At 69.4% G+C, this 21,456-nt stretch carries 22 protein-coding genes; 15 read left to right on the top strand and 7 right to left on the bottom strand.

Annotated features, from left to right (window positions below; genetic code table 11):
- Positions 1 to 34: 34 nt before the first annotated feature.
- The 3 genes from TY51_RS15320 to TY51_RS15310 all read left to right on the top strand — a co-directional run bounded on the left by TY51_RS15320 (position 35) and on the right by TY51_RS15310 (position 3,189).
- Positions 35 to 1,621, top strand: a complete 1,587-nt coding sequence (locus TY51_RS15320; protein ID WP_052650308.1) for an FAD-NAD(P)-binding protein — start codon at positions 35 to 37, stop codon at positions 1,619 to 1,621.
- Positions 1,622 to 1,711: 90 nt separating this feature from the next.
- Positions 1,712 to 2,137 (top strand): CopG family transcriptional regulator, encoded by a 426-nt coding sequence (locus TY51_RS15315; protein ID WP_042250990.1) that lies wholly within the window; start codon positions 1,712 to 1,714, stop codon positions 2,135 to 2,137.
- Complete coding sequence (locus tag TY51_RS15310; protein ID WP_081995118.1) at positions 2,134 to 3,189, top strand: PHB depolymerase family esterase; 1,056 nt, start codon at positions 2,134 to 2,136, stop codon at positions 3,187 to 3,189. The genes TY51_RS15315 and TY51_RS15310 overlap by 4 nt, the downstream gene beginning before the upstream one ends.
- Before the next feature lie 36 nt (positions 3,190 to 3,225).
- On the opposite strand, the gene TY51_RS24095 is transcribed toward TY51_RS15310, so the two are convergent.
- The gene (locus tag TY51_RS24095) at positions 3,226 to 3,960 is read right to left on the bottom strand and encodes a ferritin-like domain-containing protein (protein ID WP_255351426.1); all 735 of its coding nucleotides are present in this window, start codon (positions 3,958 to 3,960) and stop codon (positions 3,226 to 3,228) included.
- A 19-nt stretch (positions 3,961 to 3,979) separates the two neighbouring features.
- Positions 3,980 to 4,570, bottom strand: coding sequence for a phosphatase PAP2 family protein (locus TY51_RS15300; RefSeq protein WP_042250986.1), 591 nt, complete (start codon positions 4,568 to 4,570; stop codon positions 3,980 to 3,982).
- Between the two features lie 206 nt (positions 4,571 to 4,776).
- Between TY51_RS15300 and TY51_RS15295 the strand changes: the two genes are divergently transcribed.
- Positions 4,777 to 7,185: an AI-2E family transporter gene (locus tag TY51_RS15295; protein WP_052650306.1), complete on the top strand. Its 2,409-nt coding sequence runs from the start codon at positions 4,777 to 4,779 to the stop codon at positions 7,183 to 7,185.
- Here TY51_RS15295 and TY51_RS15290 read toward each other — a convergent pair.
- From TY51_RS15290 to TY51_RS15275, 5 genes are all read right to left on the bottom strand, one after another.
- On the bottom strand, positions 7,167 to 8,333 hold the full coding sequence (locus TY51_RS15290; RefSeq protein ID WP_231559086.1) for a glycosyltransferase: 1,167 nt from the start codon (positions 8,331 to 8,333) through the stop codon (positions 7,167 to 7,169). The two genes, TY51_RS15295 and TY51_RS15290, sit on opposite strands and share 19 nt — an antisense overlap.
- Positions 8,330 to 9,082 (bottom strand): glycosyl transferase, encoded by a 753-nt coding sequence (locus TY51_RS15285; protein WP_231559085.1) that lies wholly within the window; start codon positions 9,080 to 9,082, stop codon positions 8,330 to 8,332. Before TY51_RS15285 ends, TY51_RS15290 begins: the two co-directional genes overlap by 4 nt.
- A gap of 211 nt (positions 9,083 to 9,293) precedes the next feature.
- Entirely contained in the window at positions 9,294 to 9,518 is a 225-nt protein-coding gene (locus TY51_RS23600; protein WP_231559084.1) for a hypothetical protein, read from the bottom strand.
- A complete protein-coding gene (locus TY51_RS15280) occupies positions 9,446 to 10,453 on the bottom strand; it encodes a glycosyltransferase (protein WP_231559083.1) in 1,008 nt (335 codons plus the stop codon). Before TY51_RS15280 ends, TY51_RS23600 begins: the two co-directional genes overlap by 73 nt.
- Complete coding sequence (locus tag TY51_RS15275) at positions 10,446 to 12,464, bottom strand: HAD-IIB family hydrolase (protein ID WP_042250984.1); 2,019 nt, start codon at positions 12,462 to 12,464, stop codon at positions 10,446 to 10,448. The genes TY51_RS15280 and TY51_RS15275 overlap by 8 nt, the downstream gene beginning before the upstream one ends.
- A 321-nt stretch (positions 12,465 to 12,785) precedes the next feature.
- Here TY51_RS15275 and TY51_RS15270 point away from each other — a divergent pair, with 321 nt between their 5' ends.
- From TY51_RS15270 to TY51_RS15225, 11 genes are all read left to right on the top strand, one after another.
- Complete coding sequence (locus tag TY51_RS15270) at positions 12,786 to 13,031, top strand: DUF2282 domain-containing protein (RefSeq protein ID WP_373960719.1); 246 nt, start codon at positions 12,786 to 12,788, stop codon at positions 13,029 to 13,031.
- A 56-nt stretch (positions 13,032 to 13,087) separates the two neighbouring features.
- The gene (locus TY51_RS15265; protein ID WP_042250981.1) at positions 13,088 to 13,933 is read left to right on the top strand and encodes a DUF692 domain-containing protein; all 846 of its coding nucleotides are present in this window, start codon (positions 13,088 to 13,090) and stop codon (positions 13,931 to 13,933) included.
- The gene (locus TY51_RS15260) at positions 13,923 to 14,669 is read left to right on the top strand and encodes a DUF2063 domain-containing protein (protein ID WP_042251005.1); all 747 of its coding nucleotides are present in this window, start codon (positions 13,923 to 13,925) and stop codon (positions 14,667 to 14,669) included. The genes TY51_RS15265 and TY51_RS15260 overlap by 11 nt, the downstream gene beginning before the upstream one ends.
- The gene (locus tag TY51_RS15255) at positions 14,666 to 15,070 is read left to right on the top strand and encodes a DoxX family protein (RefSeq protein ID WP_042250980.1); all 405 of its coding nucleotides are present in this window, start codon (positions 14,666 to 14,668) and stop codon (positions 15,068 to 15,070) included. The genes TY51_RS15260 and TY51_RS15255 overlap by 4 nt, the downstream gene beginning before the upstream one ends.
- Before the next feature lie 68 nt (positions 15,071 to 15,138).
- Entirely contained in the window at positions 15,139 to 15,684 is a 546-nt protein-coding gene (locus TY51_RS15250) for a sigma-70 family RNA polymerase sigma factor (protein ID WP_042250977.1), read from the top strand.
- A complete protein-coding gene (locus TY51_RS15245; RefSeq protein WP_052650302.1) occupies positions 15,681 to 16,109 on the top strand; it encodes an NrsF family protein in 429 nt (142 codons plus the stop codon). The genes TY51_RS15250 and TY51_RS15245 overlap by 4 nt, the downstream gene beginning before the upstream one ends.
- Positions 16,110 to 16,126: 17 nt before the next feature.
- Positions 16,127 to 16,324 (top strand): NrsF family protein, encoded by a 198-nt coding sequence (locus TY51_RS24600; protein ID WP_052650300.1) that lies wholly within the window; start codon positions 16,127 to 16,129, stop codon positions 16,322 to 16,324.
- Positions 16,325 to 16,579: 255 nt separating this feature from the next.
- Positions 16,580 to 18,406, top strand: coding sequence for an ATP-binding protein (locus TY51_RS15240; protein WP_042250976.1), 1,827 nt, complete (start codon positions 16,580 to 16,582; stop codon positions 18,404 to 18,406).
- Positions 18,403 to 19,758: a sigma-54 dependent transcriptional regulator gene (locus tag TY51_RS15235; RefSeq protein ID WP_042250973.1), complete on the top strand. Its 1,356-nt coding sequence runs from the start codon at positions 18,403 to 18,405 to the stop codon at positions 19,756 to 19,758. The genes TY51_RS15240 and TY51_RS15235 overlap by 4 nt, the downstream gene beginning before the upstream one ends.
- Before the next feature lie 182 nt (positions 19,759 to 19,940).
- On the top strand, positions 19,941 to 20,915 hold the full coding sequence (locus TY51_RS15230) for a tripartite tricarboxylate transporter substrate-binding protein (protein WP_042250972.1): 975 nt from the start codon (positions 19,941 to 19,943) through the stop codon (positions 20,913 to 20,915).
- A gap of 77 nt (positions 20,916 to 20,992) precedes the next feature.
- Positions 20,993 to 21,454, top strand: coding sequence for a tripartite tricarboxylate transporter TctB family protein (locus TY51_RS15225; RefSeq protein ID WP_042250971.1), 462 nt, complete (start codon positions 20,993 to 20,995; stop codon positions 21,452 to 21,454).
- The last annotated feature ends 2 nt before the right edge of the window (positions 21,455 to 21,456 follow it).

The following is a 21,456-nucleotide window of genomic DNA, read 5'->3' as shown; positions in this document are numbered from 1 at the left end:
TCGCGGGCGGCGTTCCCCCTCCATGGACACACACATGACAGCCAGGACCATCGCGATCATCGGCACCGGGCCCACGGGCATCTATACGTTGCTGCACCTGCTGGACACGGGCCTGCCGCTGGCGGTCACGCTGTACGAAAAGGGCCCCCGCGCCGGGATCGGCATGCCCTATTCCCCCGAGGTGTCAAACCGGTCGATGCTGGCCAACATCGCCAGCATCGAGATTCCGCCCATCGCCACCACCTATCTGGACTGGCTGCAGGATCAGCCGGACGCGCGGCTGACCTCCTATGGGCTGGACCCGCAGGATCTGGACGACCGCCAGTTCACGCCGCGCCTGCTGCTGGGCGAGTATTTCCGCGACCAACTGCTATCGCTGGTCGATCGGGCGCGGGCGCAGGGCCACCGCATCGACATCCGCGAAGGAACCGAGGTTCTGGACATCCTGTCGGACGATCCGGGCCTGATCGTGACCACGGCGGACGGGCGCGACGGCCCCTTCGACCGGGTGATCGTCGCCACCGGGCACGCGTTCCCCGACGAGGACGAGGCCACCCGCAGCTATTTCCCCAGCCCCTGGTCCGGCCTGATCGAGGCCGACATCCCCGCCGTAAGGGTGGGCATCATGGGCACCTCGCTCAGTTCCATCGACGCGGCGATGGCGGTGGTGAACCAGCATGGCCGGTTCCGCCGCCGGGGCGAGGAGCTGAGCTTTGACCTGGACCCGGCATCCGCCGATCTGCGCATCGTGATGATGTCGCGGTCGGGCGTCCTGCCCGAGGCCGATTTCTATTGCCCCATCCCTTATGAGCCGCTGACCATCGCCACCGCCCCGGCGCTGGCGGCCTGCCTATCCACCCCCGCGCCGCTGGATGCCGCATTCGATCTGGTCCGGGCCGAGATCATGCAGGCCGACCCGGCCTTTGCGCTGAAGATCGGGCTGGGCGGGCTGGACGCCGACAGCTTTGCCGACGCCTATTTCGCGGCACGTGAGGCCGCCGACCCCTTTAAATGGGCCCGAGCCAATTTGGACGAGGTCGAGCATAACAAGGCGCACAAGATCACCGTCGCCTGGCGCTATGCCCTGCTGCGCATGCACGAACAGGTCGAGGAGATCGTGCCCGACCTGTCGGACGATGACCGCGACCGCTTTGACAAGGGGCTGAAGAAGGTGTTCGTCGACAACTATGCCGCGGTCCCATCGGAATCGATCCGCCGCGTGCTGGCGCTGCGCGATGCCGGCATCCTGTCGATCATGCCCCTGGGCGAGGATTACGACATGACCCGCGACGGCGCCGACACCGTCATTGTCCATGACGACCGGACCGAACGCTTTGGCGTCTTCATCGACGCGCGGGGCCAGAAACCCCTCAGCACCGAGGACCTACCCTTCCCGACGCTGCGCCGTGCGCTGCTGGACGCGGATCAGGAGATCCCCGAAGTCGCGCAGGATTACAGCCTGCTGGGTGCAGGCGCGTATGGCGGCCGGCTGTGCCTGGCGGCGATCCCCTACCTGATGCACGACCGTCCCTTTGTCCAAGGCATCACCGCCTGCGCCGACATCGCCGAGGCGATTGCGCGGGGCATGGCCACCGGACGCCGCCGCCGGCTGGTGTCGTAAACAGGGGGCATTCGCCCGCGAATGACAAAGATCAGGTCGCAATCCTTCCTGATGACATCCATATGGATGGTAACAGGAAGGATACGAACCATGGCGACCGCCTCTCCGGCCCGCACGGCCGATACCGAAAAGATCACCATCAACCTGGGCTTCGTCGATCTGGGACGGATTGACCTGCTGGTGCGCGAGGGCTTTTACGCCAGCCGCAGCGACCTGATCCGCACCGCGATCCGTGCGCAGCTGGACCGTCACGACGCCTCGGTGGCCCCGGCCATCGTGCGCGACGATTTCGTGATGGGGCTGCGCGATCTGTCCCGCACCGAACTGGAGGGGCTGCAAAGCGCCAACCAGATGCTGGACCTGCGGGTGATCGGGCTTGCCCGTTTTGCCCGCGACATTCCCCCGGACCTGATCACCGCCACGATCCGCTCGATCGAGGTTCTGGGCACCATCCAGGCGGAAGCCGGGGTCAAGGCGGCGCTGGACGCCTGCCGATTGAACAAAGGAACACGATGATGACCGAACAGACGCCGATGAACATGGCCCGTATCACCGAACTGATGCGGTCGGGCGACCTGGCCCAAGCCACGCAGTTGATCCAGTCGGAACTGGGCGGTGGCGCGATGCCGCGCATGCCGACGGGCGGCCTGTCGATGCCGCAGATGCCCAAGATGCCGCAGATGCCGACGGGCTTTCCCACCGGCACGACCGCACGCGGCGGCGCGCCCGTCGACCTTCCCGACGGTGCCAGTTGGACCACGCACCAGCATCAGGCCGCAGGGCAGTCGCGCGAATACCGCCTGTACCTGCCCGCATCGCTGGACGGGCGTCCGGCGGCGGGGCTGCTGCTGCTGCTGCACGGCTGCACGCAGGACCCGGACGATTTCGCCCGCGGCACCGGCATCATGGCGGCGGCGGAACGTCACCGGGTGATCGTCGTGGCCCCCGCGCAGACCGCACAGGCCAACATGAACCGCTGCTGGAACTGGTTCGAGGCCCGCCACACCGCCCGCGACGGGGGCGAGGCCGCGTTCCTGGTCGACCTGACCCGCAGCGTCGCCCATGACCATGCCGTGGCCCCCGACCAGCGCTTTGCCGCCGGGCTGTCGGCCGGTGGGGCGATGGCGGTGATCCTGGGCGCGGTCTTTGCCGATGATTTCGGGGCGGTCGCCTGCCATTCGGGCCTGCCGAACGGCGCGGCCACCGACATGGGGGGTGCGTTCCAGGCGATGTCGCAGGGCGGGTCGGATCGCGGTCAGGGCGTCGGCTGCCGGCTGTTCGTCGTGCATGGGACGACGGACAAGACCGTATCGCCGCGCAATGCCGACGCCGTGCTGGACCAGGCGCTGCGCCGGCAACCCGGCCTGACCCGGCGCGCGGCGGATGCAAAGCTGAACGATCGCGCCGTCCATATCGGGCGCTATCGCGACGATGCGGGCAGCCTGCGGATCGAAACGTGGCGCGTCGATGGCTTGGCGCATGCCTGGTCCGGTGGCGAGCCGACCGGCAGCTATACGGCACCGGGGCCGCAGGCCACCGATGCGATGATGGCGTTCTTTCTGGGATGACGAAAAGGGCCCCCGGTTTGCGGGGGCCCCTTAAAATCAGGCAGCGTGGTCGTCGTATTCGGCGGCCGCGTCATTGACCGAATCCTCGGCCAGCTCGGTCAGCTTGGTGTCGGCCGCGCTTTCCTGTGCCAGGATCGTGTCCAGATGGGTCTTGGCCTCGTCCATGCCCAAGGCCTCGGCAAAGGCGCTCATCGAGCCATAGCGGGTGATCTCGTAGTGCTCGACCGCCTGACAGCTGAAGATGATCGCGGCATCGGCGGCAATGCTGTCACCGAAATCCTCCAGTAGGCTTTCGCCCTCCTCAAGGATGCCGTCGATGGCGTCGCATTTCACGGCCTTGGCACGCTTGCCCAGCAGCTCGAAGATCGCCTCCAGCGTCTCGATCTGGCCCGCAGTCTCCTCGCGATGCGCGGTCAGGGCGGCGATCAGGTCGGGATGGTCCGCGGCCTTGATCATCTTGGGCAGCGTCTTGTAGATCTTCTTTTCGGCGTAATACATGTCCGCCAGCGCATGCTCGAACAGGTCGGCAAGACCCTTGTCGGATGCGGCGGGCTTTGCCGCCTTGGCCTTGGATTTGGCGGCGACGGTCTGAGACCGCTTGGTGCGGGCCTCGGCGGTGGGCTTGGCGGTCTTCTGACCTGCCGCGCGGGCGGATTTCTTGGTCGCGGATTTGGTCTTGGTGTCGTCAGTGGCGGTTGCATGATGTCTCTCCCCTAAGCCCGGCACGATCGCGGGGCTGTATCCTGGCCACTGAACGGCGGCCCGGATCACATGTTCCGTTGACATAAGTTCAGTCGCGGACAGCCCGGTCCCAAAGCCTGCGCACGACCAGCGCCGACAGCAGTCCAAGCACCGCGCCGGCGGCGACATCGGCGGGATAGTGCTTGCCGCGCGGCACCTGGATGCCCGAGACCAGCGCCGCCACGCCCAGTGCCGGCACGGCCATCTGCGGCAGGTCGCGCGCGACGACCGCCGCCACGGCCACCGCGCCTGCGGTATGTCCCGACGGGAACGACGTCTCGTGCCCGCCCTGGCTTTCGCCCGGCTCGCAGCGATAGGATTGCCGCTTGATCATCTCGACCGGGCGGGTCCGGCGGAAACGGTCCTTGATCAACCGCTTGACCGAATTGGCCAGCAGATGCGCAGCCATCATCCGCATGCCCGTGCGCGCGACATGATCCTGTCCGGCCAGCGCGCCGCCCAAAATCACGCTGCCGCAGACCAGCGACAGCGGCACCTGGTCGGACACCTCGCTCAGCGCGCCAAGGGCCTTGATGGCGGGGTGGTGGCGGTGGCGCGCGGCCTGGACGGCGGCCTCCTTGTCGGCCTGTTCCAGCGCGCCCGCATCACTGGGGCCGGGGGTGCGGATCGTGGTGTTCATGGGAAAAACTTTCGTCGGTTCGGTCACGGCCCATCGTCGGGCCGGTCGCAGCGCAACGGCGCCCGCGCGGCGCGGTTCCGGCAACATAAGATGCGTGCGCACCCGCAGATGCCCGGTCGGCGGGCATCCGCCCGCGATGACGGAACCGGGAACCCCGTGCCGTGTTGACCAGCGCCCCCGTGCAGGGGGCATGTCGGGGGACCATCATGACATCGAACACCTCGGGGCCGCATCAGGCCCCGCACGCCCTGCTGGCTCAGGACGCCAACGCGGCAATCACCGTGCCCGAGGGGCGGCTGGACATCGTGCGCATGGCCGCATGGCTGGTCGTGGGCACGGTCATCATCGGCCTGCTGTATTACGGACAAGAGGTCCTGATTCCGCTGGCCATCGCCTTCCTGATCAGCTTTGCGCTCAGCCCACTGGTGCGGGTGCTGGTCCGGCGCGGCATCCCGCAGGTCGCGGCGGTGTCGGTGGTCATGCTGACCGTCATCGCGATGCTGCTGGGGTTGGGGCTGCTGATCACCTCGCAGGTCAGTGTCCTCAGCGCCGAACTGCCCGCCTATCAGTCCACCATCAGCGCCAAGATCCAGGGGCTGGGCCAGCAGATGGAGGGGCCGGGCCTGTTCGACGGCGTGTTCCAGACCATCGCCACCGTCCAGGAACAACTGACCACCGCCCTGCAGGACGCACCCGGCGCCGTGGCCGACCCGCTGGCGGTCACGGTCGTGGGCGACGGCCCGTCTCCCTTTGCGACCGCCAGCGCGTGGCTGTCGCCGGCGCTGGCGCCGCTGGCGACCCTGGGCATCGTCGTCGTCTTTGTGTTCCTGGTCCTGCTGGACCGGGGCGATCTGCGCGACCGGCTGATCCGCCTGCTGGGCGGCAACCTGCACCGGTCCACCGACGCGCTGGAGGAGGCCGGCAAGCGCATCTCCAAATACCTGCTGATGCAGCTGGTCGTGAACGTCACCTATGGCATTCCCATGGCGCTTGGCCTGTGGGCCATCGGCGTGCCGGGATGGATCCTGTGGGGCACGCTGGCCGCGATCATGCGGTTCATCCCCTATGTCGGGCCGATGCTGTCGGCGATCTTTCCGCTGGCACTGGCCTTTGCCGTCGATCCCGGGTGGGAGATGGTGCTGATGGCCCTGGCGCTGATCGTGTTCCTGGAACTGGTCAGCAACAACATCGTCGAGCCGATGCTGTACGGCACCTCGACCGGGCTGTCGGCGCTGTCGCTGATCGCCGCGGCGACCTTCTGGACGGCGCTTTGGGGGCCGCTTGGCCTGATCCTGTCGACGCCGCTGACCGTCTGCCTGCTGGTCGTGGGCCGCAACCTGCCGCAGCTGGCGTTCTTCGACACGCTGCTGGGATCGACACCCGCGCTGGACCTGCCCACCCGCATCTATCAGCGCCTGATCGCCAACGACCCCGACGAGGCCTATGAGATCGCGTCGGATGCCATCCGCACGACCGGGATCGCGGCCTTCTACAACCAGCCGGGGATGGAGGTGCTGCGCCAAGCCAGCGACGATTACCACGCCAATGCCCGGGTCGAGCACCGCCTGCGCGTGGTCGACGGCATGGATCAGCTGCTGGACGACCTGCGCGAGGATCACCCCGCCACCCCCGCCGGAACCCCGCGCGTCGCTTGTATCGGCGGCAAGTGGCAGGTCGACGCCATCTCGGCCGAGATGCTGGTCCATGCCCTGGGGCTGGCCGATGTCGCCGCCGTGCAGCTCCCGACGGGCGTGGTCACCGCGCGCTATGTCGACGGGTTGGACCTTGAGGGGATCGATACCGTCTGCATCGGCTATTTCAGCCGCGATCCCGACACCGCCGTGCGCGGTTTCGTTCGCCGCCTGCGCCGCCGCTGGCCCGATCTGCGCATCGTGCTGGCCCTGTGGAACGCCCCCGAGGGGGAGGCCGGTGCCGACCGCGCCGAGGCGCTTGGCGTGGACCAGATCGTGCTGTCCATGGACGAGGCCGTCCAACGGCTGGCCCTGGTCCAGAGCGAACGGGCCGCGACCCAGTCCCCCCCGCCCCCCGCGGACGAGACCGCGCGCCTTGAGGCCCTGGCCCACACCGCCATCCTGGACGGCCACGCGCGAGAGGATCTGGACGATCTGGCCAAGCGTGCCGCGGACGTGTTCGACGTCAGCCTGGCGTTCATTTCCGCCATCGATGCCGATGCGGAATACATCGTCGGGCAAAGCATGGACCTGCCCGGCCGCCGGACCGACACGGAACCGCGCATGAACTGGATGCCGCGGGCCGAGGCGATGTGCAATCACGTCATCGCCGCCGACGACACGCTGGTCGTGCCCGACACGGACCGGGACGCGCGGTTTTCCGACAACCCGGCGGTGCGCCAGTGGCAGGGACGGTTCTATGTCGGCACGCCCCTGCGCACTGCGGACGGCCATGTTCTGGGCGCGCTGTGCCTGATGGACCGCGCGCCGCGCCAGATCGAGGATGCGGAACTGGACCTGCTGGACAAGATCGCCGCGGATGTGGTGGCCGTGATGACCGAACAGGAGGCCGTGCCCCCCGAACCCCGGCGCGAGGAACCGCCTGCGCCGCGCGGTGTGCTGGGTCAGCGCATCCCGGACTGATCGGCGGGTTCGGCCCGGCGCAGAGCCAGGGACGGCGGCAGTTCGATGGGCGGGAAATCGACCGGCGGCGCGGGATCGTGCCGCCGGTCCATCGCCTCAAGGTACAGCGACAGCAGCGTGTCGATCATCCGGTCCAGCCCGAAATGGTCGGCCACATGGCGGCGGGGAACGGCGCGGGGAATCTCCATCGCGTCAATCAGCGCGCGGTCCAGCCCGATCCCGTCGGGGCCCGAGAACCGACCTGCGGGGCCCAGAACCTCGTGGACCGCACCCATCGCGACGGCGGCGACGGGCGTGCCGCAGGCCATCGCCTCGATCGCGGTCAGGCCAAAGGGTTCGTCCCATTGCGGCGTGAACAGCAGCGCCGAGGCGCGCCCGTATTCCGCAGCCAGGTCCGGCCCCGCCAGATGCCCGCCAAAGCGGATGTCCCCCGACAGCTGCGGTCGGACCTGCGCATCGAAATAATCGCCATCCTCGATGCTGCCGAACAGGGTCAGGGCGACGCCTGCCTGACGCGCGGCGGCGATCGCCAGATGCGGCGCCTTGTTCGGCGTGATGCGTCCGGCCCAGACAGCCTGGCCGTTGCCTTGCGGCGAATATGGCCATTGCGCCAGATCGATACCGTTGGGCACCACCCGCGTGGACGCGGGCGGGCCGTCGGGGAAATGGGCCGCCAGATGCCGCCGCGAACAGGCTGTCGTCACGTGCCACGGCGCCACGCTGTCGCGCACCGCCCGGCGCAGCGCATCGAACGGCGGCACATGCAGCGAGGTCACCATCGGCACCCTTGCCGCCCGGGCGAACCGAGGCGGAAAGCGGTGCAGCGTGTTGTTGTGGATCACGTCGAAATCCATGCCTGCCAGCGTGGTCAGGCTGGCCGCGTGGTGGCTGTCCAGATGGGCGTTCAACGCCTTGGTCCCGTGACACTGATGCCACGGATAATCGCGGTCGTAATGCTGCGCCATCAGCGGCAGCAGCGGCACGCCCACCTCACTGTCACCTGCCGCGACCAGCGTCACGTGATGGCCACGCGCTTGCAAGGCATGGGCCAGGTGGTGGGCATGCACCTCCATCCCGCCCATGAACGGGGCGGCGATGGGGTGACGGCAATGCGCCATCACCGCGATCCGCAGCCGGCGCAGGCTCATTCGGCGGCGGGCAGCAGCATCGCACGCTGTTCCAGGGCCACCCGCTCGGTCGAGATGCGGTCGTCTTCGGCCAGTTGGTGCAGATGGTCGATGACGCGGCGCGAATTGGCATAGGGCATGTGCCCCTGCTGTTCGCACAGCGCGAATTCCACGGGGCCGGGCTCGCGCAGCACCTGGATCCCCTGGGGGGTGTTGCGGATCAGGCCCATCAGCTGGAACGCGTACAGCCAATGCTCCATCGTGCGATGGCCCCATTTGCGGGCGAACACCTCGGTGTTACGCAAGACGGAATGCAGGTGATGGACGGGGGGCATGCAATGCGGGTGATACTGATGATAGACGCGGCCCCCCGCGATCCACCAGATCGGCGCGCCGCCTTCGGACCAGGCACGGCCGAAATCGGTATCCTCGCCCCCATAGCCGGTGAACGCCTCGTCAAAGCGCGGGCCGTCCAGCCAATCCCGACGCCACATCGCAAAGTTCAGCGACCAGAAACAGCGATAGTCGGTGCAGGCCGACAGCCCTGCCGCCGGGGGCCCCTGGCGGTCGGAATGCTTGACGGCGATATCCGCGAAACGGTCGAAATCCAGACCCGCATCGGTGCTGCCCTGCGGCAGGTACAGAACCTCGCCCATGAACAGGCCGCGATGGCCGGCCATGCGGTCCACATAGGCGGTGATGAAATCAGGCGCCGGGATGCAGTCGACATCGACAAAGACCAGCAGCTCGCCCGTTGCGGCATCGGCCACCGCATTGCGCGCGGCCGACAGCGGCAGTTCGGGCGCGTCACGCGGATCTGGCGGATCGGAAAGTCGGTCGCGGGCAGGTCGGTATAGTCGTCGTCCTGCATCACGCCGATGATCAGTTCGGACGGCTTGTGATGCTGGGCCTGAAAGCCCGCGACGACATTGCGCAGATGGGCCGCGCGGCCCGCGGCGATGGTCAGGGCGGAAACGTGGATCATGCGGGGGCTCCTTCAGGGATGCGGGTCGGGGGGGCTGCGGACCACAGGTCGCGCGCCAGGGTTTCCAGCCATCGGGCCGTGTCATTCGCGGGATCGGGGGTGACCAGACGCGCCTGTGCGGCGGGGTCATGGCCGTCCATCGCGCGCGTCACCGCCGCGCGCCAGGCATGCGCGCTGGACGGCAGATGCGGCAGGTGCAGCGCGACGCCGGCGCGGGCCAAGGCTCGGCCTTCAGACGCTGTTCGTCGAAATAGCGCCATTCGGGCACCACGATCCACGGCCGCCCGGCGGCCAGCACCTGTGCGCAGGTGGTGTTGCCGGTGGACGAGATCACCAGATCCGCCGCCGCGACATGGGTCGCCGGGTCGTCCACCCAGCCCCGGTGGGTCAGGTTGCCGCCTTGGGTCGCGTGCCAGTCGGGTTGGGTCGCGCCGATGGTCATCCAGTGCCAGTCGGGAAAGGCGCGCGCGGCGACCCCCATCGGCGCCTGCGCGAACCCGGTGCCGCCCGCGCCCGACACCAGCAGCGCCACGGGTCGATCGGGGTCCAGCCCCAAGTCGCGCCGTGCGGCAGCCCGGTCGGGCGGGGTGACGGCGGGAATGCCCAAGCCGGGGGCAAAGTGGATGCGGTCCGCAAAGGGCTGCCAATCCGGCTGCGCCAGCGCAGGAGAGAACGGCGCCAACAGGCCCACCGCCCCCGCATAGGCCGCTTGGTGACCCGCGTCGCCGCGGTCGCCATGTTGCAGGATCTTGACATGTGGGACCGAACAGATGCGCGACAGTTGCGCGATCTCGGCGCTGACATCGCAGATCATCAGCGCGGGGTCGTCGCTGGCGAACCAGCCGGCGATCAGCCCCATGGCGTGCCGGATGCCCGGCCAGCCCAGGGGCGCGCAATGCAGCGTGTCGGGCGTGGGCACATGGTCCATGTCGCATTCTGCCCCGGTCCGCTCGAACAGCGACGGGATAGTGACGATGCGCGCCTGTGCCGTCAGCGGTGGAAAGATGCCGTCGCGGGCGCAGAAGATGGTGACGGGCCGGTCGGGCGGCAGGGCGTTGACGATCGCCGCGCAGCGTTCCGCGTGGCCCCGTCCCTGGTGGTGGACGAAATAGCCGAAGGGCCGCTTGGCCGGGCCGGTGGGGGGCAGGTCACGCATGCTGTGCCTGCCGTGCCAGCCCAAGCTGCGCCAGACCGTCGATGACGCCTGCCGCATGGTGATAGCGGCTTTGATAGATGCCCCGCCCGCGCAGATGCGACAGTTCCGCATAGGCGTTGGACGGCAGGATCGACGCCCCGCTGGCCGCCAGCATGTCGGCATCGTTGCCGCTGTCGCCGGCGGCGATGCAGTGCCGCAGGTCCAGGCCGCGGCGCAGGGCCTCGAACCGCAGGGCGGCGGCCTTTCCGGCCGCCTGCGGCAGCACGTCGATGAACTCTCCATGCGAGGCGATGACCCGCGCGGAAAGCCCTGCCCGTGCCAGATCGCGCTCGATCCCCGCCGCTTGTACGGCGGTGCCCAGCAGCGACAGCTTCCACCGGCGCTGTTCATAGCCGGCCTGCCAGACGGGCGCGCGGGCCTGCAGTACGGCGTGGACCGCGTCGCGGTCCCAGTCCGCATCCAGCAGCGCCGCATAGTCGGCGCAGGGGTGCAGGCGGTCGCCCGCGCCCCACCGCCAGATCTCGGACCCGACCGAGGTGATGAACAGGTCCGGCCGCGGCAAAGCCCAATCGGCCAGAACCCGCCGCGCCTGCGACACCGAACGGCCCGTCGCGACGGCGAACAGCAGCCCGTCGTCGCGCTGTGCGTGCCAGTCGACGAACCGCGCGGCGGCCACCGGGCACCCGGTCAGCGTGCCGTCGATGTCGCTGGCCAGGATGCGGCGCACGGCGCGGCGCGGCGCGGGGATGGCGCGGCGCAGGTTCTGACAGATCGCCAGCGACCGCGGCGCCCAGTCCCGCCAGTCGAACGCCGCCAGCGCGCGGGCCTGTGCCCGGACCGCGCCCTGCGGGTCGTCCATCATCCGCAGGCAGGCCGCGGCGACCTGCGCCGGATCGTCGGGATCGACCAGCGCGCCATGGCCCAGCTGCGCCACGATATCCACGGGACCGCCGTTGCGCGTGGCCACGACCGGCACGCCGGCCTGCGCAGCCTCGACCAGGGTCAGGCCAAAGGGTTCGTGCAGGGCCGGGTTCACGAAGACGCCGCCCTGTGCCGCCCGCGCATACAGCGCGCGCAGTTGACCCGCATCATGGCGCGGCGGCAGGGCGACCTTGCCCCACAGCCCGTGGCGGTCGATCCGGTCGAACAACCCGCGAAGCACCTGCGCCTGTTCGGCGGGACCGCCATCGATGCCATCCCGCAGCCCGGCCAGGATCACCAGATTGGCGCGGGCCTGCAGCGCAGGCGAGGCGGCATAGGCATCGACCAGCCCGGCCAGGTTCTTCTTGGCAACCGGGCGGGCCACGGCCAGCACGATGGGCAGGTCCGGCGCGCGCAGGAACGGCGCCAGCAGCGCGTCCGCCGCGGCGGTCCCGGCATCGGGCAGCAGCGTGACGCCGGGGGCGACGCAATGGCTGCGTCCCTCGGCCGCCTTGCCATAGGGGCGCACCTGGCGTTCAGCCTCGTCGCGCGACGACACGATGATGGCTGACGCACCCGCGACGGCCGACCGTTCAGCGGCGACCCGGTCGCGCAGGTCGGGGCGGCGTGCCGCCGACGGGTCCTTTTGCAGGGCCAGCGAATGGGGGGTATAGATCCAGGGAATGCCGAACCGGTCCTGCGCCGCCCGCGCCAGACGCGCCGCGTCGGCGAAATGCGCATGGATCACGTCGGGCAGGCGCACCATCCCCGCCAGCATCGCGCAAAAGGCCTGCGACAGGGCGGGCAGCTCGGCCTCCAACGCCTCTTTGGCCAGATAGCCGCGGTTGTCGGTCGACAGGCGCAGGATGCGGCAGCCGGGCGCGACCTGCTCCACGGCCTGTGCATGGACCGGGTCCATGCCGTCAAAGGCACGGGTGACGATGTCCACCGACGCGACCTGCGGCAGCGCCGCCTGCGCCATCGCGGCGCCCAGGACATAGGCGATATGGCCCCCGGTATCCTCGGTCACGCCATAGCGCACGGGTGCGGCCTTGAGGCAACCGCCCAAGGCAAGATGAAGAATGTGCATGATTGCGCCTTTCGGCAAACTGACTGCAGACCGTGCAATCCGGCCACTGCACAGCGAACACGGGCTGGGGGCCATGGGTTCACCGGAAAGCGACCGAGTAAAGAAAGATGAAGTGGACGCCCCCCGGCGATGCCCCGCCGACAGGCAGAAGGCCCGCCGCCGAAATAGTTGCGGGGCCACTGTAACACCGCGCCCGCCGCGGGCGATCTGATCTGCATGAAGGCGGCCTGACGCGCCTTCGACATCAGAACGGAGATGATCATGACCGCATTCACGACCCTTCTTGGCCTTGGCGCATCCCTGGCCTGCGCGCTTGGCGCGATGGCCGCCACCCCCGTCATGGCGCAGGAGATGGAGAAATGCTTTGGCGTCGCGCTGGCCGGGCAGAACGACTGCGCCGCGGGACCGGGCACGACCTGCGCCGGCACCTCGACCATCGACTATCAGGGGAACGCCTGGACGCTGGTGCCCGCCGGCACCTGCACCACGATGGAGCTGCCCGCGCAGGCCGACGGCACGGCACGCATGGGCATGCTGGAAGAACAGATGCGCGACCTGCCCGCCTGATCCGACACCGACCGCGCGGGGATCGTCCCGCGCGGCCATTTCCAAAGGGTGCTGCCATGTCCCACCTTCCCGCCACCCCCGGCGTCGGATTCAAGCCGCAGCATTTCGCGGCGATCCTACAGGATGCCCGCCCGGTCGGGTTCTTCGAGGTCCATGCCGAGAATTACCTGGGCGCGGGCGGCCTGCCCCATGCGCAGCTGACCGCGTTGCGCGCCGATTTCCCGCTGTCGCTGCATGGTGTGGGCCTGTCGATCGGCAGCCCGCACGGGCTGGACCGGGACCACCTGACGCGGGTGCGCGCGCTGTGCGACCGGTATCAGCCGGACAGCTTTTCCGAACATCTGGCCTGGTCCAGCCACGGGGCCGAATACCTGAACGACCTGCTGCCGCTGCCCTATACGCCCCAGACCCTGGCGCTGGTCATCGACCATGTCGATCAGGTGCAGACCGCGCTGGCCCGTCCGATCCTGCTGGAAAACCCCGCCACCTACCTGCTGTTTCAGCAGTCCGAGATCCCTGAAACCCAGTTTCTGCAGGCCATCGCCCACGCCACCGGCTGCGGGCTGCTGCTGGACGTGAACAACCTCTATGTGTCCGAGGTGAACCACCGGCGCGACCCTTGGGCGTGGCTGGACGCCTTTCCGCTGGACCTGGTGCAGGAGATCCACCTGGGCGGCCACGCGACCGAGGATCTTCCCTCTGGCCCGCTGCTGATCGACGATCACGGCAGCGCAGTCGCCGACCCGGTCTGGGCGCTGTACGCAGGCGCCATCGCGCGACAGGGACCGCTGCCTACCTTGGTCGAATGGGACAACGACCTGCCCGACTGGCCCGTCCTTACGGCCGAGGCCGCGCGCGCCGATGCGATCCTGCGCCATGCGGGGCTGGCCCATGCCGTCTGATCATGCCCGTTTCACCGCGGCGTTCGATGCCGCGCTGCGCGGCGGGCCGCTGCCCCCCGGCGTAACCGGCCCCGAGGCCGAGCGCCGCTTTGCCGTCTATCGCAACAACGTGGCGGTGGGCCTGTCCGCCGCGCTGGCGCAGCGCTTTCCGGTCATCCACCGGCTGGTCGGGGCCGATTATTTCGCGGCGCTGGCCGCCAGCTTTGGCGCGATCGACCGTCCCCGGTCGCCGGTAATGGCGGAATGGGGCGCGGGGTTCGCAGCCTATCTTGCCGGTTTCCCGCCGCTGGCCGGCTGGCCCTGGATGGCCGACGTGGCGCGGATCGAACATGCGCGCGGCGTGGCGTTCCATGCCGCCGACGCGGCCCCGATCCGTCCTGAACGGCTGGCCACGGCCGATCCCGCGACGCTGTGGCTGGGCCTGCACCCCTCGGTCATCGTGCTGTCGCTGCACCATGCGGGGGTCGCGGTCTGGGCGATGAACCAGCCCGGCGCGACTCCCGGCCCGGTCCCCGCGGGACCGCAGATCGCGCTGATCCTGCGCGACCCGTCCTGGTCCGTCCCGGTCACCGCGATCAGCCCCGCCGACGCCGCGATGATCGCGGCGCTGCCCAACGGGTCGTTGACGGCGGCCGCACAGGCCGCGCAGGCGGTTCAGCCTGACCACGATCCCCAACCGCTGCTGCTGCACCTGATGCGGTCGGGCAGCCTGACCGACACGGAGACCGCGCCATGACACCCATCCTGACCGATCTGGCGGGGCTGGCCCTGCGGCTGTTTCCGGCGGCGGTGTTCTGGCAATCGGGCCGCACCAAGGTCGAGGGCCTGTCCATCAAGGACAGCACCTGGTTTCTGTTCGAACACGAATACGTCCTGCCGCTGATCCCGTCGGACTGGGCCGCCGTGGCCGCGACCGTGGCGGAACATCTGCTGCCGGTGCTGCTGGTCCTGGGGCTGATGACACGGCTGTCGGCGCTGGCGCTGCTGGCGATGACGGCGACGATCCAGATCTTCGTCTATCCCTCGGCCTGGATGACGCACGGGCTGTGGGCCGCGGCCTTTCTGGCGCTGATCGCGCATGGGCCGGGACGGTGGTCGCTGGACCATGTCCTGCAGTCGCGCGGGGTGCAGCCGTGATCGCCATCGCGCCTTGCGGGGTCGCCCTGCCTGCGGTTAGCCTGAGGACTGGCACCCGGAGACGCGGCATGCAGCAGGACGGCACCGAATGGGCGGCACTTCTGGCGGCGGCGCAGGCCGGCGACAGCCGCGCCATGGCCCGCTTTCTGACGCAGGTGACGCCGCTGATCCGCGCCGTCGTGCGCGCCCGCGGGCGCAGCCTGCCGCGCGACCTGCACGAGGATGTCGTCCAGGAGGTGCTGCTGGCCATCCACCTGAAACGCGACAGCTGGCAGCCGGACACGCCGTTGCGGCCCTGGCTGTACGCGGTCACCCGCTACAAGGTGATCGACGCGTTCCGCAGGCGCGGCAGCCGGGTCCACCTGCCCATCCACGACTTTGCCGAGATCATGGCCGACGCCCGCAACGACGACCCCACCGCCGCGCGCGATCTGGGCGTTCTGCTGTCGCGCATCGATGCGCGGTCCGCCGGCATCGTCCGCGCCATGGGGATCGAGGGGGACAGCGCCGACGACGTCGCCGCCCGCCTTGGCATGACCGACAGCGCGGTCCGGGTTGCCCTGCACCGCGCCATGAAAAAGCTGTCCGCGATCGGACTGGGAACACGCGAATGACACATCCATCCTCGACCGAAGCGCTGATTGCGCGACTGGCGGCCGAACCCCTGCCCGCGGCCCGGTTCTCTGCGGCACGGATGATCGCCGCGATGGCGGGGACGGCGCTGCTGGGTCTTGCGCTGCAGATGGCACTGTCGGGCCCGCGCCCCGACCTGGCCGCATCATTGGCGGCGCCGGTGACGCTGGCCAAGCCGCTGCTGCCGCTGATGGTGCTGCTGCTGGCCTGGCCCCTGGCGGTGCGGCTGGCGCGGCCGGGTGCCCGCATCGGGCTGTGGCCCCTGGCGCTGCCCACCGCGCTGGCGCTGGCGCTGGCGCTTTGGGCGCTGGTCGCGACGCCGGGCGACAGGCTGGCGCATGACTGGCTGGGCCATTCGGCCGGCACCTGCGTGCCCGCGGTGCTGGCCCTGTCCGCGGCACCCTGATCGCGGGGCTGCGGCTGATGCGCCGCGGCGCCAGCACGCGCCCCGTTCTGGCGGGCGCCGTGATCGGGTTGGCGGCGGGGGCCGGGGCCGCAAGCGGCTATGCCCTGTCCTGCACCGAGGATTCGCCCCTGTTCTATGTCTTCTGGTACGGCGCGGCGATCGTGCTGGCATCCGTGGCCGGTGCGGTGGCGGGTCACAAGCTGCTGCGCTGGTGATCCCGGTTATCCACATTTTCCGGGGACAGTTTCGGGGGTAACCCCGGAAAATCGTTCAGAAGCAGGGGTTTGACTGCTGCGCGTTTGCCGGGCGCGGTGGCGGCATGATTGCGCCCGCCGCCGCCCCATCATGTCGACCGGTCCGCGGCATGTCGCGCCCTGCATCACCGGCCCACGGGCATATGTCCGCTGGTCAGCGACACCGATTGTGGTCACTATCGCCGCAGGGAGATTGCTGCGGGAGGGGACCGGGCGATGAGGGTGCGACGGCGGCGCATGGCGATGGCGCTGGCGGTCATGGCGCTGCTAGTGCTGGGCATCTGGCAGGCGGGCCGGCTGGCGCTGAACCATGCCTTGGACCAGGGCCAGGGCCGGGCCGAAACCGCGCTGCGCCTGACGGAAAATGCGCTGGCCGGATATCTGGCGCGCTATCAGTCGGTGCCGATGCTGCTGGCGGAACTGGACGCGGTGCGCGACCTGGCCACCCATCCCGACGATCCGGCGCGGCGGCGGTCGATCGACCGGCTGCTGGAACAGCGCAACGCGCTGCTGGGGTCGTCCGATATCTACATCATGCGCGCCGACGGGCTGACCATCGCCGCGTCGAACCATGCCCGCTCCGACAGCTTTGTCGGGCAGGTGTTTGATTACCGACCCTATTTCAGCGACGCCCTGGCCGGGCGGACGGCACGGTTCTATGGCGTGGGCACGACGTCGGGGGTGCGGGGGTATTATTTCTCGGCCCCGGTGCGCGATTCCGACGGGCAGATCGCGGCGGTGATCGCGGTCAAGATCGGCCTGGACCAAGTCGAGGCGTCCTGGCGCGGGGGCGAGCTGCGCATCTTCGTCACCGATCCCGACGGGGTGCTGTTCATGGCGTCGCAACCCGACTGGCTGTACCGGGCCATCGTGCCGATGTCGCGGGACTGGCGGGCGCGGGTCGACCCGACGCAACGCTATGACGACGTGACGATCCGGCCGCTGGTCCACCAGGACCGGCAGGCGGGCGATGTGCGCCTGTCGCAGATCACCGAAGGCGGCGCGCGGCGCGATTACGTCGCCGTGTCCCGCGCCATGCCCGAGGCGGGCTGGACCGTCCACGTGCTGCTGGACACGGCGCCCCTTCGCGCACAGGCGCAACTGGTCGTGGCGCTGCTGATCCTGGGCGGGTGCGTGGCGGGCTCTGCCGCGCTGATCCTGGGCCAGCGGCGGGCGCGCACGGCCGAACGGCTGGCGATGCAGATCCACGCCACGGCCGAACTGGAACGCCGCGTGGAGGAACGCACCGCCGATCTGGCGCGCATGAACCACCGTCTGGAACAGGAGATCACCGAACGCCGCGCGACCGAGGCCGAACTGCGCGCCGCACAGGACAGCCTGGTCCAGGTCGGCAAGCTGGCGGCCCTGGGCCAGATGTCCGCCGCCCTGTCGCACGAGATCAACCAGCCGCTGGCCGCCGCGCGCAACTATGCCGACAGCGCGGCGATCCTGATCGAGCGGGGCGACAGCCCCCGTGCACGCGACAACATCGCCCAGATCATGGCGCTGCTGGATCGCATCTCGGCCATCGGCAAGCATCTGCGCAACGCCGCGCGCAAGCCGGGCGACAGGCTTGGACCGGTGCCGTTGGCGCCGCTGCTGGTCGAGACGCAGATGATCATGGGCGTCAGGCTGGCCGCGGTGGGCGCGCAGCTGGATCTGGACGTGCCCGACGACCTGCCGCCGCTGCTGGCCGGACCCACGCGGTTGCAGCAGGTGCTGGTGAACCTGCTGGGCAACGCCGCCGACGCGGTCGAGGGCGCGCCCGACCGGCGCATCACCCTGACCGCGCGGTCCGATGACGGGGCGGTCACGATCACCGTGCGCGACCGCGGTCCCGGCGTGGCGCCCGCCTTGGCCGGGCGCATCTTCGATCCGTTCTTCACCACCAAGGGGCCGGGCGCGGGGCTGGGGCTGGGGCTGTCGATCAGCGCCAACATCGTGCGCGACCTGGGCGGGCGCATCTCGTGCCACGATGCCGAACCGGGCGCGCTGTTCAGCGTGCGCCTGCCCGTCGCGCGCCCCGACCGGGTCGCCGCATGAGCCGGGTGCTGCTTGTCGACGACGACCAGCAGATGCGGTCCTCGACCGCGCAGGCGCTGGAGCTGGCGGGCTTTGACGTCCACGCCGTGGCCTCCGGTCCCGAGGCGCTGGCCCTGGCCGGGCCGGGCTTTGACGGGGTGGTCGTCAGCGACATCCGCATGCCGGGCATGGACGGGATGACCCTGATGGGCCTTCTGCGCGACGTCGACCCCGACCTGCCGGTGATCCTGCTGACCGGCCATGCCGAGGTGCAGCTGGCGATCAGCGCGATCCGCGCCGGTGCCTATGATTTCATGGAAAAGCCCTTTGTCGTGCAGGATCTGGCGACGGTCATCCGCCGCGCCGCGGATCATCGCGCGCTGGTGCTGGACAACCGCCGGCTGCGCGCGGTGGCGGGCAAGCGCGACGATGTCGAGGCCCGCCTGCCCGGCCGCACCCCGGTCATGGTCGATCTGCGCCACCGCGTCCGCGCGATCGGGGCGTCGGACGCGGATGCGCTGATCATCGGCCCGACCGGATCGGGCAAGGAGGTCGTGGCCCGCGCGCTGCACGACATCTCGGCCCGTGCGGACCGACCCTTCATCGCGATCAACTGTGCCGCCCTGCCCGAGGCGCTGATCGAGAGCGACCTGTTCGGGCACGAGGCCGGCGCCTTTCCCGGCGCCCTGCGCCCGCGATACGGCAAGTTCGAACATGCCCGCGGCGGCACCATCCTGCTGGACGAGATCGGGTCGATGCCGCTGGACCTGCAGGCCAAGCTGCTGCGCGTGCTGCAGGAACGCGTCATCACCCGGCTTGGGTCGAACGACCCGGTGACGCTGGACGTGCGGTTCGTGGCGATCAGCAAGACCGACCTGGCGGGCATGGTCGCCCGCGGCCAGTTCCGCGAGGACCTGTTCTGGCGCCTGAACGTCGCCGTCCTGCACGTCCCGCCCTTGGCCGCGCGGCGCGAGGATGTTCCGCTGCTGTTCCTGCAGCTGGTCCGCGAATCCGCCGCCCGCCACAAGCTGCCCGAATGCGCGGTCCCGCCCGGCTATCTGTCCGGGCTGGCGACCCGCGACTGGCCCGGGAACGTGCGCGAGTTGCGCAACTTGGCCGAAAGGTACGTGCTGGGGCTGGAGGGGGACGCGGCGGTCGACGGTCCGGCGGCGCGGCTGGCCGACCGGATGGGCGCGTTCGAACGCAGCGTGATCGCCGGGGCCATCGCCGCGCATGGCGGCCGCCTGCGCCCGGTCTATGAGACGTTGGGCATCAGCAGAAAGACCCTCTATGACAAGATGCAGCGCCACGGGCTGGACCGTCGCCTGCTGATCGAACCGGCCGAGGACGACCCCGGCCAGGGCCTTGGGTAGAAACCCACCCATCCGCCAGGCGCTTTGTCACCGTTCCTACCCATTTCCCTCCTGCGCCTGCGCGATTGTCGCGGTCGCACCCGATTTGCGTTTGTGCGATCGTGCCGCCGCCCCGCACTGTCCCCCCATCGGGCCGCCTGTTGAGGAGCAGTCGGCCCCGTCAGCCAGAATCGGGAGGTATCATGGCTTTCAAGACAGTTTCGGGTGCGCTGCTGGCAGCAAGCATGCTGACCGTACCGGCATTCGCGCAGGATTATCCCGAACGGCAGATCACCATGATCGTGCCGTTCTCGGCCGGGGGGCCGACGGACACGGTGGCGCGGCTGGTGGCCGAACGCATGTCGGCGGACCTGGGCCAGCAGATCGTGATCGAGAACATGGGCGGCGCCGGCGGCACCCTGGGTGCGGGCCGCGTGGCCAGTGCCGAGGCCGACGGTTACACCGTGCTGCTGCACCATATCGGCATGGCCACCGCGGCGACCCTGTACCGCAGTCTGGCCTATGACACGCTGGAGGCGTTCGATTACGTGGGCCTGGTGACCGAGGTGCCGATGGTCGTCGTCGCCCGCCAGGACTTTGAGCCCGCGGATTTCCCGGCTTTCGTCGACTACGTCAAGGCCAATGCCGACGATCTGACCCTGGCCAATGCCGGGATCGGTTCGGCCAGCCACCTGTGCGGCATGCTGCTGATGCAGTCGCTGGAGGCCTCGCTGATCACCGTCCCCTATCAGGGAACCGGCCCCGCGATGACCGACCTGCTGGGCGGCCAGGTCGACATCATGTGCGACCAGACGACCAACACCACGCAGCAGATCCAGGGCGGCACCGTCAAGGCCTATGCCGTGACGACCCCCGAACGGCTGGACCTGTTCGCGGACCTGCCCACCGGCACGGAATCGGGCCTGGCCGATTTCAACGTCTCGATCTGGCACGGCATCTATACCCCCAAGGGGACGCCTGCCGAGGTGAACGAGCGTCTGGCGACCGCGCTGCAATCGGCGCTGGCCGATCCGGGCGTCGCGGAATCGATGGCGAACCTGGGCACCGCCCCCTCGACCGCCGAGGATGCGACCCCCGCCGCCCTGAAGGCCAAGCTGGAGGCAGAGATCGCGCGCTGGCAGCCGGTCATCGAATCCGCGGGCGTCTACGCCGACTGATCCGACGGCAGGTCCGCGACCCCCGCTGCCCGCACCGGGCGGCGGGGTGATCGCGGCAACCGACAAGGGGGGACCGCATGTCCACGAACACCAACGACAAGACCGATCAGGCGACGGGGCTGCTGCTGATGGCCGCGGCGGGCTTTTTCGGCTATCAGACCACCGGGCTGGAGATCGGCACGATGTTCCGCATGGGACCGGGATATTTCCCGATGATCCTGTCGGGGCTGCTGTTCCTGCTGGGCGTGCTGATCTTTCTGAAATCGTTCGGCCGCACGTCCGAACCCTTTGGCACAATCGCCTGGCGCGGCATGGCGCTGATCCTGCCCGCGCCGATCATCTTTGGCCTGACGGTGCGGGGCCTGGGCTTCGTGCCCGCGCTGTTCATCGCCACGCTGATCGCGGCGCAGGCGTCGGTCAAGATGCGGCCCCTGCCCTCGCTGATCCTGGCCGTGGTGGTGACGATCCTCTCGACGCTGATCTTCAGCTATGGGCTGGGCCTGCCGTTCCGCCTGTTCGGCCCCTGGGTCCAGTTTTAAGG

The sequence above is a fragment of the Paracoccus sp. PAMC 22219 genome, assembly GCF_000787695.1.
Classification (GTDB): domain Bacteria; phylum Pseudomonadota; class Alphaproteobacteria; order Rhodobacterales; family Rhodobacteraceae; genus Paracoccus.
This window is presented reverse-complemented; position numbering and strand designations above follow the sequence as displayed.

Coding starts and splice junctions, on each gene's coding strand:
- TY51_RS24600 (WP_052650300.1), top strand. CDS start 16,127: ATGCGCCGCGGCGCCAGCACGCGCCCCGTTCTGGCGGGCGCCGTGATC.
- TY51_RS15280 (WP_231559083.1), bottom strand. CDS start 10,453: ATGCGTGACCTGCCCCCCACCGGCCCGGCCAAGCGGCCCTTCGGCTAT.
- TY51_RS15245 (WP_052650302.1), top strand. CDS start 15,681: ATGACACATCCATCCTCGACCGAAGCGCTGATTGCGCGACTGGCGGCC.
- TY51_RS15275 (WP_042250984.1), bottom strand. CDS start 12,464: ATGCACATTCTTCATCTTGCCTTGGGCGGTTGCCTCAAGGCCGCACCC.
- TY51_RS15230 (WP_042250972.1), top strand. CDS start 19,941: ATGGCTTTCAAGACAGTTTCGGGTGCGCTGCTGGCAGCAAGCATGCTG.
- TY51_RS15290 (WP_231559086.1), bottom strand. CDS start 8,333: ATGAGCCTGCGCCGGCTGCGGATCGCGGTGATGGCGCATTGCCGTCAC.
- TY51_RS15265 (WP_042250981.1), top strand. CDS start 13,088: ATGTCCCACCTTCCCGCCACCCCCGGCGTCGGATTCAAGCCGCAGCAT.
- TY51_RS15235 (WP_042250973.1), top strand. CDS start 18,403: ATGAGCCGGGTGCTGCTTGTCGACGACGACCAGCAGATGCGGTCCTCG.
- TY51_RS15255 (WP_042250980.1), top strand. CDS start 14,666: ATGACACCCATCCTGACCGATCTGGCGGGGCTGGCCCTGCGGCTGTTT.
- TY51_RS15315 (WP_042250990.1), top strand. CDS start 1,712: ATGGCGACCGCCTCTCCGGCCCGCACGGCCGATACCGAAAAGATCACC.
- TY51_RS15225 (WP_042250971.1), top strand. CDS start 20,993: ATGTCCACGAACACCAACGACAAGACCGATCAGGCGACGGGGCTGCTG.
- TY51_RS15270 (WP_373960719.1), top strand. CDS start 12,786: ATGGCCGCCACCCCCGTCATGGCGCAGGAGATGGAGAAATGCTTTGGC.
- TY51_RS15310 (WP_081995118.1), top strand. CDS start 2,134: ATGATGACCGAACAGACGCCGATGAACATGGCCCGTATCACCGAACTG.
- TY51_RS15295 (WP_052650306.1), top strand. CDS start 4,777: ATGACATCGAACACCTCGGGGCCGCATCAGGCCCCGCACGCCCTGCTG.
- TY51_RS15260 (WP_042251005.1), top strand. CDS start 13,923: ATGCCGTCTGATCATGCCCGTTTCACCGCGGCGTTCGATGCCGCGCTG.
- TY51_RS15300 (WP_042250986.1), bottom strand. CDS start 4,570: ATGAACACCACGATCCGCACCCCCGGCCCCAGTGATGCGGGCGCGCTG.
- TY51_RS15320 (WP_052650308.1), top strand. CDS start 35: ATGACAGCCAGGACCATCGCGATCATCGGCACCGGGCCCACGGGCATC.
- TY51_RS15240 (WP_042250976.1), top strand. CDS start 16,580: ATGAGGGTGCGACGGCGGCGCATGGCGATGGCGCTGGCGGTCATGGCG.
- TY51_RS15250 (WP_042250977.1), top strand. CDS start 15,139: ATGCAGCAGGACGGCACCGAATGGGCGGCACTTCTGGCGGCGGCGCAG.